Genomic DNA, 13844 nt, shown 5'->3' on the forward strand with positions numbered 1-13844 from the left:
GGAGTCCCGCGATGTCCCCTGCCACCCTGGCGCACCTGGCCGGCCCGATCTCGACCGAGAACGGCCCGGGCCTGTTCCTGCGGATCATCGTGGTGGCGTCCTTCGTCGGCGTCGGACTGCTGGCCTGGCTGCTGCTGCGGGCCGGCCGCAACAGCTGAGCCGTCCGGTGCGGCCGCACTGACCGGGCATCGGCTGACGGCCCGTCCGGACACCGGTCCGCCACCCACCTGGGGGACGCGGTGGGCCGCCGCGCGGTTGCGGGGGCACCCCCCGTACGATGAGCGGGCGGGCCACCCAGGCCCGCACCCCTGGTCCGTCACCGAGCCGAGAAGGTCCTGCCGACCATGAGCAACGCTGCACTGCCCGCCCTCACCCAGCTCGCCGAGGGCGGCAACCACGAGAGCCTCAGCCCGTACCTGACCGGCGGCTCCGCACTGTTCATCCTGCTGCTCCTGCTCTTCGTGACCACGCGTTTCAACCGCGACCGCTGACCCGGGCGGCGCGGGGCCCCGGCGCGGGGCCCCGCGGGCTCGCGCATTCCCGGCGGCAATCCGGGTCGCGTATGGTGTGGCGCCATGAGAGAGCAGGCCAGGGGCGCGCAGGGCGTGACGACGAGGCGACTCGGCGTGATGGGGGGCACGTTCGACCCCATCCACCACGGGCACCTGGTCGCCGCCAGTGAGGTCGCGAGCGCGTTCCACCTCGACGAGGTGATCTTCGTGCCGACCGGGCAGCCGTGGCAGAAGCTGGACCGCGCCGTGTCCGCCGCCGAGGACCGTTACCTGATGACGGTCATCGCGACCGCGGAGAACCCGCAGTTCTCGGTCAGCCGGATCGACATCGACCGGGACGGGCCGACCTACACCGTCGACACCCTGCGCGACCTGCACGCCCTGCACCCGGACGACGAGCTGTTCTTCATCACCGGCGCCGACGCGCTCGCCCAGATCCTCTCCTGGCGGGACTCCGAGGAACTCTTCGAGCTCGCCCACTTCATCGGTTGCACCCGCCCGGGGCACACCCTCTCCGACGCCGGCCTGCCGGTCGGCAGGGTCTCCCTGGTGGAGGTGCCCGCGCTGGCCATCTCCTCGACCGACTGCCGCGACCGGGTCGCCAAGGGCGAACCGGTCTGGTACCTGGTGCCGGACGGCGTGGTCCGTTACATCGACAAGCGGGCGCTCTACGCGCCGGCCCAGCCTTGAACCCGGGAGGGGCGGCGTGACCGGATCGCCAGACCGCGGCCAGGACGACGGGACCTGGTACCCGTACCAGCAGCAGCCGCACCAGGAGCCTTCCGGGGCGTACGGCCAGGGCTACGCGCAGGACGGGCAGCCGTACGGCCGGGACGGCCGGCAGGGCTACTACCAGCAGCAGCCCTACCAGCCCGAACAGCCCGCGCACGACGCCTCCGCCGGGTACGGCCAGGGGTACTCCCGCGGACAGCAGCAGCCGGCGTACCAGGACCCGTCCCAGCAGTACGGCCAGGGCCAGCACCAGGGCGGCCAGCAGTACGGCGGCCAGCAGTACGGCCAGGGCGGCCGGGGCGGGCAGCAGGGGTACTACCAGCAGCCGTACCAGCCCGAGCAGCCGGTCTACGACCCCTCCGGCGGGTACGGCCAGGGGTACGCGCACGAGCAGCAGCTCTACGCCCAGGACCCGTACGCCGCCGGGCCGGCCCCCGCGCAGCGGCAGGCGCAGCCCGTCCAGCAGGCGGCGCCGCCCGCGCCCCCGCGGCCCAGGCCCGCGCCGCCCACTCCCGCTGCCGCGCCGCCGGCCGAGCCGGCGCAGCCTTCCGAGCAGGTCGGCGGGCGACGGACCCCCCGGGCCCCCAAGGACGACTACTCGACCGGCGAGTTCACCTTCGTGGACGAACAGGCGGAGGAGTCCGAGGACGTCATCGACTGGCTGAAGTTCGCCGAGTCGCGCAGCGAGGTCCGGGCCGAGCGCCGCCGCCGGCTGCGCAACCGGCTGGTCGCCCTGCTGGTGGTGCTGGCGGTGCTGTCCGGCGGGGCAGTCGGCTACCTGTGGTGGGCCGGCAAGCTCGGCGGCGGCGAGGACGCGGCCGCGGTGGCCGGCGACCGGCAGGTCAACGTGGTGCACCTGCGCGACCTTCAGGGCAAGGTCTCCACCGCGCTGCTGGTGAACGACGCGGCCGGGCACAAGGGCTCGGTGCTGATGCTGCCGGACACCCTGAAGGTGCCCGGCGGCGACGCCGGCACCGTCACGGTCGGCCAGGGGCTCGACACGATCGGCGCCTCCGCCACCCGGGAGGGGCTGAGCACGGTGCTCGGCGCCCCGGTGGGCGGCACCTGGCGGCTGGACACCCCGTACCTGGAGCTGCTGGTCGCCCAGCTGGGCGGCGTGAAGGTGGACACCGACGTCGAGGTCCGGGAGGGCAACAAGCCGGACGGCAAGGTGCTCGCCGCGGCCGGCAAGGGCGTGACGCTGACCGGCAAGGCCTCGGTCGCCTACGCCACGTACCAGGCGCCGACCGAGGGCCGGGACGCTCAGCTGGCCCGGTTCGGGAAGGTGCTGGAGGCGGTGGTCCGCACCATGCCGACCGACCTGGCGGAGTCCACCGACGACGTGCACCGGATGAACGCGGTGCTGGACCCGTCGCTGGCGGAGAAGCAGCTCGGCGGGGTGCTCGCCCTGCTGGCCGGCCAGGCCCGGGACGGGCACCTGACGGGCAGCACGCTCAAGGTGAAGCCGGACGGCACGCTGGACGAGGCCACGGCCGGCCAGCAGGTCAAGGAGATCCTCGGCGGCACGGTGAAGGCGGGCGCGGTCACGGCGGGCGGCACGGCCACCCGGGTGTCGTTCGTGAACGCCTCGGGCAACGACCAGAACGCCACCACCGCGGGCATCCAGGCGGTCAACGCGGGTCTGGAGCTGGTGCCCAGCACCGCCAAGACGGCCGCGCAGGCGACCACCGAGATCCGCTACACCGACGACTCCCGGGCCGCGGACGCCAAGGCCCTGGCCGGCGCGCTGGGGCTGCCGGAGACCGCCGTGAAGAAGGCGTCCGAGGCGCAGAACGCGGATCTGGTGGTCGTCCTGGGCAAGGACTACCAGCCGCCGAAGGCGCCCTGACCCGCCGGTTCGAGCAGGCGGGAGCGGGGCCCGGATCGTCCGATCCGGGCCCCGGCCCGTTCGTGAGATCCTGGAAGGCGTTATTGCCATCGAGCGGGAAGTACACCGTGACCGTCACCGACCACAGCCAGGAACTCCTCAACGTCGCCGCCCAGGCGGCGGCCGACAAGCTGGCCCACGACATCATCGCCTTCGACGTCAGCGAGGTGCTGTCGATCACCGACGCCTTCCTGATCGCGTCGGCCGCCAACGACCGCCAGGTGCGGGCCATCGCGGAGGAGATCGAGGACCAGCTGCGCGAGCAGCTCGACATCAAGCCGGTCCGCCGCGAGGGCGAGCGCGAGGGTCGCTGGATCCTGCTCGACTACCTGGACATCGTGGTGCACGTCCAGCACTCCGAGGAGCGGTCCTTCTACTCCCTCGACCGGCTCTGGAAGGACTGCCCCGAGGTGCCGCTGCCTGCCGACGCGGTGGCCACCCGCAACCGGCCCGAGAACGCCGTCACCGACGCCGCGGGCAACGCCGTCTCCGGCCTCCCCGAGGACGAGAGCTGAGCCGCGCCGCGCGGGGGCCGCGCATCGTCTTCTGGCGGCACGGCCAGACCTCCTGGAACCTGGAGTCCCGATTCCAGGGCAGCACCGACATCCCGCTCACCGAGCAGGGCGTCGAGCAGGCCAGGCGGTCGGCCCGGCTGCTCGCCGGCCTCCAGCCCGACCTGGTGGTCTCCTCCGACCTCCAGCGCGCCCGGCACACGGCGGCGGAGCTGGCCAAGGTCACCGGCCTCGGGGTGGACCACCACGAGGGCCTGCGGGAGACCTACGCGGGCGAGTGGCAGGGGCTGACCAACGCCGAGATCCGGGCCCGGTTCCCGGAGCAGTTCGATGCGTGGGCGCAGGGCGAGCCGGTCCGGCGCGGCGGCGGCGAGCTGGCCACCGAGGTCGCGGACCGTGCCGTCCCGGTGGTGCTGGCGGCGGTCGAGAAGCTGCCGGAGGACGGCACCCTGGTGGTGGTCAGCCACGGCGGCACCATCCGCACCATGCTCGGGCGGCTGCTCGACCTCGACCCGGTGCACTGGGAGCGCTTCGGAGGCCTCTCCAACTGCTGCTGGTCGGTGCTCGGCCGCGGCGCGCGGGGCTGGCGGCTCCTGGAGCACAACGCCGGCACCCTCCCCGAGCCGGTCATCGGGGACGAGACCTGACGGTGAACCGAAGGCGATTTCGCAGTTCCGGCTCTGACCAGCTAGAGTCTTCCTCGTTCGCAGGGAGGAACGCAGACCGAAAGGAAAGCGGGAATCGCGGGAACGCGGGGCTATAGCTCAGTTGGTAGAGCGCCTGCATGGCATGCAGGAGGTCTGGAGTTCGATTCTCCATAGCTCCACTCCGCACCGGTGGTCCGTCAGGGCCGCATGTGTCGCGGGGCTATAGCTCAGTTGGTAGAGCGCCTGCATGGCATGCAGGAGGTCTGGAGTTCGATTCTCCATAGCTCCACAGTGGAGTGAAGGCCGTCACCCGATCCGGGTGGCGGCCTTCTGCGTTTCCCGGAGTCTCATGTCCCGCGGTCGTGGGCGCGGGCGCGGCGGCGGTCGCGGTGGCGCGGGCGCGGGCGATGACGGTGGCGGGGGTGGTGGCGGGGGCGGCGGCCGGCCCGGCCCGCCCGGTGACGTCCCAGGTGGCGGCCGGTGCCGGGGCGCCGGAAAGCGATTAGGGACCCACCCCGGTGACCGTGTATTGTTGGCGATGTCGCCGGGGGAAACGCCGGGGACAACGGCAAGGGGCTATAGCTCAGTTGGTAGAGCGCCTGCATGGCATGCAGGAGGTCTGGAGTTCGATTCTCCATAGCTCCACAGGAACAGAAGGACCGCCTCCCGGTGGGAGGCGGTCCTTCTGGCGTTCCGTCAGCCGGCGCGGCCGCCCCGGGCCCGGCCCCGCGAACCACCAGGGCCCTACCGGCGCGAGCGGTGCGACGGCTACGGTCGTGCCATGGCCGACCTGGCACGCAAACGCAACGAAGAGCTGGCACGGATACTCCACCAGCTCGGCTGGAGCCCCGAGCGGCTCGCCCGCGAGGTGAGCGCGATGCTCCCGCCCGGGCTCGCGATCAGCTCCACCGCGCCGTACAAGTGGCGTGACCGCGGCATGGTGCCGCGCTCCCCGCACGACCAGACCGTCTGCGAGGTGCTCAGCCGCACCGTCGGCATCGCCGTCACCTACGAGCAGCTCTGGGGCCAGATGGGCGGCAGCCGCGGCGCCAAGGTGCTCTCGCCCCGGCTGCTCACCGACCCGTGGACGGCGGACACCGCCCAGACCGCGCTGCGCGAGGCCGGCGCCGACGCGGCACCCGTCCGCCTCACCGACCTGTTCCGCGGCGACGAGCTGGAGCAGGCCGCCCGGCACTGGGCCTCACCGCCACCGGAGGTCACCGGCGGCGAGGGCGCGCTGCGGATCGCCGCCGAGCAGCTCGCCGACCTGCGGCTCTCCTACGAGAGCAAGCAGCGCCTGGAGCGGGCCTACGGCGGTGGCCTGATCCTCGGCCCGGCCAAGGCCGAGCTCGCCATGGTCGGCAAGCTGCTGGAGCTCGGCCGCTACGACGAACCGCTCGGGCGCGAGCTGTACGGCGCGGCCGGGCGGCTGGCCCGGCTGGTCGGCTGGGCCAGCTACGACATGGGCAACGACGCCGCCGCCCAGCGGGCCTTCGTCGCCGCGCTGCGCGCCGCGCACGTCTCCGGGGACCCGCGGCTCGGCGTCAGCGTGGTCGGCTGCCTCGCCGTCCAGGCCACCTACAACTCCGGGGGGCGAGGGCTGGACGCCGTCGCCATGCTCTCCACCGCGCTGCGCGCCGCCGACGAGGTGCTGACCCCCCGTGAGCGGGCCCTGCAGCTCGGCCGGATCGCCCGGGCGCACGGACGCAAGGGCGAGCAGATCAGCGCCGAGGCGGTCGCCGAACGGGCCTTCCAAGCGCTGGACGGCGAGCTGGACCACGTCCAGGAGCGGGCCGACCTGGAGGGCATGGTCGGCGAGGGCCACCTCTTCCTCGGCGAGCACGAACGGGCCCGCGCGCTGCTGACCTCGGCCGTCGGGGCGCTCTCGCCCGAGCGGGCCAGGGCCAGGGCCCTGCTCATGGTGCGGCTGGCCGACTCCTACCGGCGCACCGGCGAGCAGGAGGAGGCGGACCGGATCGCCGAGGAGGCCCGGCTGCTGGCGGCCGGCATGCAGTCGGGGCGGGTGGCCCGTGCGCTGCGGGAGTTCGACGCGGCGGTCCGGGCCGGCCGACCGCTCTGACCCGTGCGGCTGGCCCGTGCGCTGCGGGAGTTCGACCCGGCGGCTCGGGCCGGCCGGCCGTGCGGGGCCGCGCCGGACGGCCGCCCGGGGGCCATGCCCCCTTGCGGTACCCTGACCCCATGCGAACCGTGCGCCTGCTCCTTAGCCGGCCGCGCTGACCAGGACCGGCCGACGCCCCCGGGCGGGGGCCGGAGTCGGCGTGGCGACCCCTCCTGCGAGGGGCCTTTTTGCTTTCCGGACCGGTTGAGGCCTGATGGCCTGCCCGGGGACGCTGCCCGGTTCGCTAACTGATGACGATGGAGCCCGAAGGACCATGAGCGAGACGACCCCTGCTTCCGGCGCGGCCGACGCCGCCACCGAGCCTTTCCGCTACGGCGCCGCGCTGGCCGCCGAGATCGAGTCCCGCTGGCAGGACCTGTGGGAGAAGTCGGGGACCTTCGACGCCCCCAACCCGGTCGGCCCCCTGGCCGAGGCCTCGGCCGGCGAGGTCTCCGCGAAGCCGCACAGCTTCATCATGGACATGTTCCCGTACCCCTCCGGCGCAGGCCTGCACGTCGGCCACCCGCTGGGCTACATCGCGACCGACGTCTACGCCCGCTACCAGCGGATGACCGGCCACAACGTGCTGCACACGCTGGGCTACGACGCCTTCGGCCTGCCCGCCGAGCAGCACGCCGTCGCCACCGGCCAGCACCCCCGGATCACCACCGAGGCGGCCATCGCCAACATGCGCCGCCAGCTGCGCCGGCTGGGTCTGGGCCACGACTCGCGGCGCTCGATCGCCACGATCGACCCGGAGTACTACCGCTGGACGCAGTGGATCTTCCTGCAGATCTTCAACTCCTGGTACGACCAGGAGGCCGGCCGGGCCCGTCCGATCGCCGAGCTGATCGCCGCCTTCGCCGACGGTTCGCGCCCGACGCCGGACGGCCGGGCCTGGTCCGAGCTGTCCGCCGTCGAGCGGGACGAGGTGCTGGGCGAGTACCGGCTGGCGTACTCCAAGGAGGTGCCGGTCAACTGGTGCCCCGGCCTGGGCACCGTGCTGGCCAACGAGGAGGTCACCGCGGACGGCCGCTCCGAGCGCGGCAACTTCCCGGTCTTCAAGTCGAAGCTGCGCCAGTGGATGATGCGGATCACCGCCTACTCCGACCGTCTGATCACCGACCTGGAGCACCTGGACTGGCCCGAGGCCATCAAGCTGCAGCAGCGCAACTGGATCGGCCGCTCCGAGGGCGCCCGGGTCGACTTCGCGGTCGGCGAGGGCGCGATCACGGTCTTCACCACCCGTCCTGACACCCTGTTCGGCGCCACCTACATGGTGCTGGCGCCCGAGCACGACCTGGTCGACTCGATCGTGCCCGCCGAGTGGCCCGCCGGTGTCCCGGCCGAGTGGACCGGCGCAGCTGCCACCCCGGCCGAGGCCGTGGCCGCGTACCGGGCGGCGGCCGCCGCCAAGTCCGACGTCGAGCGGCAGGTCGAGGCGAAGGTCAAGACCGGCGTGTTCACCGGCGCGTACGCCGTGAACCCGGTCAGCGGCGAGCAGGTCCCGGTGTTCATCGCCGACTACGTGCTGATGGGCTACGGCACCGGCGCGATCATGGCCGTCCCGGCCCACGACCACCGCGACTTCGCCTTCGCCCGCGCCTTCGGGCTGCCGATGCGCTGCGTGGTCGAGCCGACCGACGGCCGCGGCCAGGACCCGGCCGGGTGGGACGACGCCTTCGACACCTACGACTCGGTCATCGTCAACTCCGCCCACGACGACCTGTCCCTGGACGGTCTGGGCGTGGTCGACGCCAAGGCCGCCGCCACCGCCTGGCTGGCCGCGCGCGGCCTGGGCGAGGGCACGGTCAACTTCCGCCTGCGCGACTGGCTGTTCAGCCGCCAGCGGTACTGGGGCGAGCCGTTCCCGATCGTCTACGACGAGGACGGCGCGATGCACGCGCTGCCCGAGTCGATGCTGCCGGTCGAGGTGCCCGTGGTGGAGGACTACTCGCCGCACACCTACGACCCGTACGACGCCACCTCCTCGCCGAAGACCCCGCTGTCGCGCAACGAGGACTGGGTCACCGTCGAGCTGGACCTGGGCGACGGGGTCAGGACCTACCGCCGCGAGACCAACACCATGCCCAACTGGGCCGGTTCCTGCTGGTACGAGCTGCGCTACATCGACCCGGCCAACCGCGAGAAGGTCGTCGACCCCGCCAACGAGGCCTACTGGATGGGCCCGACGGCCGACAAGCCGGCCGGCGGCGTCGACCTGTACGTCGGCGGTGCCGAGCACGCGGTGCTGCACCTGCTGTACGCCCGCTTCTGGCACAAGGTGCTGCACGACCTGGGCCACGTGTCCTCGGTCGAGCCGTTCCACAAGCTGTTCAACCAGGGCATGATCACCGCCGACGTCTACCGCGACGAGCGCGGCTTCCCGGTGCCCGCCGCCGAGGTCGAGGAGCGCGACGGCCAGTACGTCTGGCAGGGCGAGCCGGTCAAGCGCGAGGCCGGCAAGATGGGCAAGTCCCTGAAGAACGCCGTCGCCCCGGACGAGATCGCCGACGAGTACGGCGCGGACACCCTGCGCCTGTACGAGATGTCGATGGGCCCGCTGGACGTCTCGCGCCCGTGGGACACCCGCGCCGTGGTCGGCTCGTACCGCTTCCTGCAGCGCCTGTGGCGCAACGTCGTCTCCGAGACCACCGGCGAGCTGGTGGTGACGGACGAGGAGCCGGACGAGGCCACCCTGCGCGCCCTGCACAAGGCCATCGACGGCATCCGCGGCGACATGGCCGGCCTGCGCTTCAACACCGCCGTCGCCAAGGCCATCGAGCTGAACAACTTCCTGGTCAAGCGGGGCTCCACGCCGCGTCCGGTGGCCGAGCAGATCGTCCTGCTGGTCGCGCCGCTGGCCCCGCACATCGCCGAGGAGCTGTGGCGCCGGCTGGGCCACGACGAGTCGCTGGCCTTCGCCGACTACCCGGTCGCCGACCCCGCCTACGTGGTCGACGAGACGGTCACCTGCGTGGTGCAGATCAAGGGCAAGGTCAAGGCCCGGCTGGAGGTCGCGCCGTCGATCTCCGACGCCGAGCTGGAGGCGCTGGCCCTGGCCGACCCGGCCGTGGTCGCCGCGATCGGCGACGCCCCGGTCCGCAAGGTCATCGCGCGGGCGCCGAAGCTGGTGAACATCGTCACCGGCTGACCGCCGCGGCGCACGGACGCCGGCCGCTCCCTCAGGGGGCGGCCGGCTTTCGCGTGCTACGCGGCCCGCTTCCGCGCCGTCCGGGGGGCGGGGGCCGGTCCTATCCGGGGGAGGGCGCGGCATCCTCGGGGGAGGAAGCGGCGGCCCGCAGCCGGTCGGACATCAGCCGGACGTGCTCGACCAGCTCCGGCGGCTCGTGGACGGTGAAGTCGAAGCCGAGCACGCTGACGTACACGGCCAGGCCGCTGAGCGAGTGGGAGCCGGCCCGCAGGGTGCAACTGTGCTCGTCCAACGGCTCGACCAGGCCCGCGGTGGGTTTGACCTGCTGCGCGACGACGTGCGCGGGCGCCCGGACGGTGAACCGCGCCTGGTAGCGGTACTGGCCGAGGGCCACCTCCCAGGAGAGGTAGTCCCGGATGTCCACCTCGGGTGGCCGCCGGGGCGCGAACCGCGGGCCGGCCGGCGGCCTCAGCGACATCCGGTCCACCCGGAAGTTCCGCCAGTCCGCCCGGGCGGTGTCCCAGGCGACCAGGTACCAGCGCACGCCGGTGTGCACCAGCCGGTGCGGTTCGGCGTCGCGCTGGCTCTCGCTGCCGTCGTACGCGCGGTAGTCGAACCGCAGCCGCTCGTGCGCCCGGCAGGCGCCGGCGATCGCGGTCAGCGCGGCGGCGTCCACGACCGGGCCGTTCGAGGCCAGGGTGACCGTCGCGGACGCCAGCGCGTCCACCCGGTGCCGCAGCCGCGACGGCATCACGTGCAGCAACTTGGCCAGGGCCCGGACCGAGGACTCCTCGATCCCGGACACCGTGCCGCCCGCCGCCGTCCCCAGCCCGACGGCCACCGCGACGGCCTCGTCGTCGTCCAGCAACAGCGGCGGCATCTCCGCGCCCGCACCCAGCCGGTAGCCGCCGGCCACGCCCGGGGCGGACTCCACCGGGTACCCGAGGCTGCGCAGCTTGTCGACGTCCCGGCGGACCGTGCGGACATCGACACCGAGGCGGTTCGCCAGGTTCGCACCGGGCCAGTCACGACGGACCTGGAGGAGCGAGAGCAGACGCAGCAGACGGGCGGAGGTCTCCAGCATGGCGGCCAGTGTGGCACCGATCGTGGCGGGGGGAGGTTCGGGACGCGGGATGGTGGGACGCGGGATGGTGGGACGCGGGATGGTGGGGCGGCGCGGGATGGTGGGGCGCGGGGCCCGGGGTGGGCGGGAAGCCCTGAGGGCACCCTGAGCCGGACCTGCGGGACCCCTGAGCCGCCCCTGATCTCTGGGCTCGCGGGCGACCGACGGGTCCACCCGCTACGGCCCGGCCGCTACGGTGGAGACATCGGCAGTCGCGGCAGGCCGCACCCGGGCAGCAGCCCGGCCCGGTGGCAGCGGTGGAAGAAGGTGGGCGCTCCATGGACGCGATCGGTGTGGTGGTGGTGCTGGTTCTGCTCTTCGGGGTGGCGCTGCTGACGATGGCGGTGGTCGGCACCGTGAAGGCGGCCAAGGCCGTCGCGGCCAAGGTCGAGCGGCACGAGGCCCAGGCCCGCCGCACGGTCGAGAACGTCGCCCTCAAGGCGAAGACCTTCACCAAACCCGGGCCGCAGGGACAGCTGGCGGCCGTCCGGCTGGCGCTGCGCACCGCGCTCGACAGCACCCGGCAGGTGCTGGAGAGCGGACTGCCGCAGGACGGCCAGCTCGGTGAGGCCCTCCAACTGCTGACCCGCCTCGACGCGCACGCCGCCGAACTCGACGGCGAGCTGCGGATGCTGGAGCGGGAGCCGGACGGCGCCCGGGTCACGGCCAAGCTCGCCGAACTCCGCGAGCGGGCCGAGCGGATCACCCACTCCGCGGAGTCGCTGCGCTGGGCCGCCCAGGACCGGATGCGGCGCTTCGCCGACGACGAACTGGGCCGGCTGACGGAGGAGTGCACCACCGAGGCGGGGGCGCTGCGGCACTGGGACACCGCCGGGGACGGGGCTCGGGGTGCTGCGTCGGGGCCGGGGGCGGGTCCGGCTGCTGGTGCTGGAACGGGTGCGGGTGCGGCCTCCGGGAGCGACGGTGCGTCAGGGGTGCGGGCGGGCGCGGCCGGTGCGGCGGCGGAGGAGCGGAAGGTGCTCGGGGCGGCCGGGCGGCGGGTGAGTGCCGAGGAGGTCCTCGGGCTCGCCGAGCCACTCGCACGGCTGGCCGACCGGCTGCGGAAGCCGAGCCCCGGCGGGTCGTAGGCGCTGGGGCGGAGCGGGGCGGGCGCTGTCTTCCTGGCCGAACGGGGAGTAACCTCCGGCACATGCCCGGCCACCTCGCTCTCGTCACCGATTCCACCGCCTATCTGCCCCAGGACGTGGTGGACCGCCATCGGATCGAGGTCGTACCGCTCAGCGTCGTCGTGGGCGACGAGGCGCTTGCCGAGGGGGTGGAGATCTCCCCCAAGGACGTGGCCGAGGCGTTGCGCGCCAAGCGCCGGGTGACCACCTCGCGGCCGAGCCCCGAGACCTTCGTCGCGGCCTACCGGGCGGCGGCCGAGGCCGGTGCCGGCGGCATCGTCTCCGTCCACATCTCGGCGGAGCTGTCCGGCACCGCGGAGGCCGCCCGGCTGGCCGCGGCCGAGGTGGGCATCCCGGTGCGGGTGGTGGACAGCCGACTGGTCGGCATGGCCCTCGGCCACTGCGTCCTGGCCGCGGCCGAGGCGGCCGCGGCGGGCCGCGGGATCGAGGAGACCGCGGCCGCGGCGGGTCGGCGGGCCGAGCAGACCCGCGGGTTCTTCTACGTCGACACCCTGGAGTACCTGCGCCGGGGCGGACGGATCGGGGCGGCCCGCGCGCTGGTCGGCTCCGCGCTGGCCGTGAAGCCGCTGCTGCACCTCGCCGGGGGGCGGATCGAACCCCTGGAGAAGGTCCGGACGGCCTCCCGGGCGATCGCCCGGCTGGAGGAGATCGCGGTGCAGGAGGCGGGGGAGCGGGAGGTCGACATCGCCGTCCACCACCTGGCCGCCGAGGACCGGGCGGAGCCCCTCGCGGAGCGGTTGCGGGAGCGCGTCCCCGGGCTGCGCGAGCTGTACGTGGGGGAGGTCGGCGCCGTGATCGGGGCACACGTCGGGCCGGGGCTGCTGGCCGTGGTGGTTGCGCCGCGGTGACTGCCGCTTTGAGCTGCGCAAACTCACTCGTTCGGGCTACCTGAGTTATCCACAGCCGGGGTTTTTCCACAGGGAATCGAGGACTTCCGCCGGGTCGGGGCGGCTGCGCCTACCGTCCTCGCCATGAGAACGATGCTGCCGGGCAGCGCCCGTCGCCAGGACACCGCCGAAGCCGTCCGCGGGCGGATGGCCAACCTGTTCACGCTCCCGTCGCCCGCATCGGGGGACCGGAGCGGGCCGTCGAGACCGGTCGTCACCGCGAGTCACTCCGTGCCGCCGGGAGCGGCGCCGCCCGGTGCCGCTGCCGACCTCGATCCGGATCTCGATCCGGCCGTTCCCGATCCGGCCGCTCCCGAGCCGTCGATGCCTGAGCCGGTGGAGCCCGATCCACTGACGCCCGATCCGCCGGCCCACGATCCGGTGACGCCCGATCCGGCGCCGCCCGGTCGGCGACGGATGATGCCGGATCTTCCCCCGGGGCTGTCGCTCGACCGGCGTGCGGTGGTGGGGCTGGGCGTCCTGTTGCTGCTCGCCGTCGGCTATGCCGTCCAGCACTTCTGGCTGGGGCGACCGGAGCCGGTGCCCGTCCCCGCCACGACGGTCGCCGAATCACCGGAGCGGCCGGCGGGGGCCGGTCCGCCGGGCACGGGGCCGCCCGGCACGGCCGGGCCGTCGGGCAGTGCGGGGCCGTCCGTCGCGGACGAGTCCGGCGGGCCCACCGGCCCCGGCGTGGTGGTCGACGTGGCAGGCCGGGTGCTGCACCCCGGTCTGCTCAAGCTGCCCGCCGGCGCCCGGGTGGCGGACGCACTCGGTGCGGCGGGTGGCCCGCTTCCGGGCACCGACACCCAAAGCCTCAACCTGGCACGAGTGCTGACGGACGGCGAGCAGATCCTGGTCGGTCTCCCCGGTGCGCAGCCCGCCGCCACGGGGCCGGCCACCCGGGCCGGGCCGCTCAGCCTCAACCGCGCCACCGTCGAGCAGCTCGACGCCCTGCCCGGCGTCGGGCCGACGCTGGCCCAGCGCATCATCCAGTTCCGTCAGGAGCACGGCTCGTTCCGCTCCCTCGACCAGCTCCGCCAGGTCAGCGGGATCGGGGTCCGCAAGTACGAGGAGCTGAAATCGCTGCTGTCGCTCTGATCCGCCGCGCCCTCACCGCCCCGA

Annotated in this window: 12 protein-coding genes and 3 tRNA genes; 14 read left to right on the plus strand and 1 reads right to left on the minus strand. The window is 73.8% G+C overall.

Going from position 1 to position 13844, the window contains the following annotated elements; all coding sequences use genetic code 11:
- The first annotated feature begins 11 nt into the window (after positions 1-11).
- From ACIOFR_RS00420 to leuS, 11 genes are all read left to right on the plus strand, one after another.
- Positions 12-158, plus strand: coding sequence for a hypothetical protein (locus ACIOFR_RS00420; protein ID WP_400991400.1), 147 nt, complete (start codon positions 12-14; stop codon positions 156-158).
- A 186-nt stretch (positions 159-344) separates the two neighbouring features.
- Positions 345-491 (plus strand): hypothetical protein, encoded by a 147-nt coding sequence (locus tag ACIOFR_RS00425; protein WP_400991401.1) that lies wholly within the window; start codon positions 345-347, stop codon positions 489-491.
- 84 nt (positions 492-575) lie between these two features.
- On the plus strand, positions 576-1202 hold the full coding sequence (gene nadD, locus ACIOFR_RS00430; protein WP_400991402.1) for a nicotinate-nucleotide adenylyltransferase: 627 nt from the start codon (positions 576-578) through the stop codon (positions 1200-1202).
- 16 nt (positions 1203-1218) lie between these two features.
- Positions 1219-3093, plus strand: coding sequence for a LytR C-terminal domain-containing protein (locus ACIOFR_RS00435; RefSeq protein WP_400991403.1), 1875 nt, complete (start codon positions 1219-1221; stop codon positions 3091-3093).
- Between the two features lie 107 nt (positions 3094-3200).
- A complete protein-coding gene (gene rsfS / locus ACIOFR_RS00440) occupies positions 3201-3647 on the plus strand; it encodes a ribosome silencing factor (RefSeq protein ID WP_400991404.1) in 447 nt (148 codons plus the stop codon).
- Positions 3644-4291, plus strand: coding sequence for a histidine phosphatase family protein (locus ACIOFR_RS00445; RefSeq protein ID WP_400992099.1), 648 nt, complete (start codon positions 3644-3646; stop codon positions 4289-4291). Before rsfS ends, ACIOFR_RS00445 begins: the two co-directional genes overlap by 4 nt.
- A 106-nt stretch (positions 4292-4397) precedes the next feature.
- A tRNA-Ala gene (locus ACIOFR_RS00450) sits at positions 4398-4470 on the plus strand.
- Between the two features lie 37 nt (positions 4471-4507).
- A tRNA-Ala gene (locus ACIOFR_RS00455) sits at positions 4508-4580 on the plus strand.
- Between the two features lie 283 nt (positions 4581-4863).
- Positions 4864-4936 (plus strand) — tRNA-Ala (locus tag ACIOFR_RS00460).
- 136 nt (positions 4937-5072) lie between these two features.
- Positions 5073-6371: a hypothetical protein gene (locus ACIOFR_RS00465; RefSeq protein WP_400991405.1), complete on the plus strand. Its 1299-nt coding sequence runs from the start codon at positions 5073-5075 to the stop codon at positions 6369-6371.
- 313 nt (positions 6372-6684) lie between these two features.
- A complete protein-coding gene (gene leuS, locus ACIOFR_RS00470) occupies positions 6685-9564 on the plus strand; it encodes a leucine--tRNA ligase (protein WP_400991406.1) in 2880 nt (959 codons plus the stop codon).
- A 100-nt stretch (positions 9565-9664) separates the two neighbouring features.
- Here leuS and ACIOFR_RS00475 read toward each other — a convergent pair whose 3' ends face one another.
- Positions 9665-10648: a helix-turn-helix transcriptional regulator gene (locus tag ACIOFR_RS00475; protein ID WP_400991407.1), complete on the minus strand. Its 984-nt coding sequence runs from the start codon at positions 10646-10648 to the stop codon at positions 9665-9667.
- Between the two features lie 317 nt (positions 10649-10965).
- Between ACIOFR_RS00475 and ACIOFR_RS00480 the strand changes: the two genes are divergently transcribed.
- The 3 genes from ACIOFR_RS00480 (at position 10966) to ACIOFR_RS00490 (ending at position 13820) form a co-directional block, all read left to right on the plus strand.
- The gene (locus ACIOFR_RS00480) at positions 10966-11775 is read left to right on the plus strand and encodes a hypothetical protein (RefSeq protein ID WP_400991408.1); all 810 of its coding nucleotides are present in this window, start codon (positions 10966-10968) and stop codon (positions 11773-11775) included.
- Positions 11776-11837: 62 nt separating this feature from the next.
- Complete coding sequence (locus ACIOFR_RS00485) at positions 11838-12683, plus strand: DegV family protein (protein WP_400991409.1); 846 nt, start codon at positions 11838-11840, stop codon at positions 12681-12683.
- 123 nt (positions 12684-12806) lie between these two features.
- Positions 12807-13820 carry a helix-hairpin-helix domain-containing protein gene (locus ACIOFR_RS00490; protein ID WP_400991410.1) on the plus strand — a complete coding sequence of 338 codons (1014 nt, stop codon included), beginning with the start codon at positions 12807-12809 and terminating at the stop codon, positions 13818-13820.
- Positions 13821-13844 lie beyond the last annotated feature (24 nt).

This window comes from Kitasatospora sp. NPDC088346, from assembly GCF_044740765.1.
Classification (GTDB): Bacteria; Actinomycetota; Actinomycetes; order Streptomycetales; family Streptomycetaceae; genus Kitasatospora.

Coding starts and splice junctions, on each gene's coding strand:
- ACIOFR_RS00425 (WP_400991401.1), top strand. CDS start 345: ATGAGCAACGCTGCACTGCCCGCCCTCACCCAGCTCGCCGAGGGCGGC.
- ACIOFR_RS00490 (WP_400991410.1), top strand. CDS start 12,807: ATGAGAACGATGCTGCCGGGCAGCGCCCGTCGCCAGGACACCGCCGAA.
- ACIOFR_RS00475 (WP_400991407.1), bottom strand. CDS start 10,648: ATGCTGGAGACCTCCGCCCGTCTGCTGCGTCTGCTCTCGCTCCTCCAG.
- ACIOFR_RS00480 (WP_400991408.1), top strand. CDS start 10,966: ATGGACGCGATCGGTGTGGTGGTGGTGCTGGTTCTGCTCTTCGGGGTG.
- ACIOFR_RS00485 (WP_400991409.1), top strand. CDS start 11,838: ATGCCCGGCCACCTCGCTCTCGTCACCGATTCCACCGCCTATCTGCCC.
- ACIOFR_RS00465 (WP_400991405.1), top strand. CDS start 5,073: ATGGCCGACCTGGCACGCAAACGCAACGAAGAGCTGGCACGGATACTC.
- nadD (WP_400991402.1), top strand. CDS start 576: ATGAGAGAGCAGGCCAGGGGCGCGCAGGGCGTGACGACGAGGCGACTC.
- leuS (WP_400991406.1), top strand. CDS start 6,685: ATGAGCGAGACGACCCCTGCTTCCGGCGCGGCCGACGCCGCCACCGAG.
- ACIOFR_RS00420 (WP_400991400.1), top strand. CDS start 12: ATGTCCCCTGCCACCCTGGCGCACCTGGCCGGCCCGATCTCGACCGAG.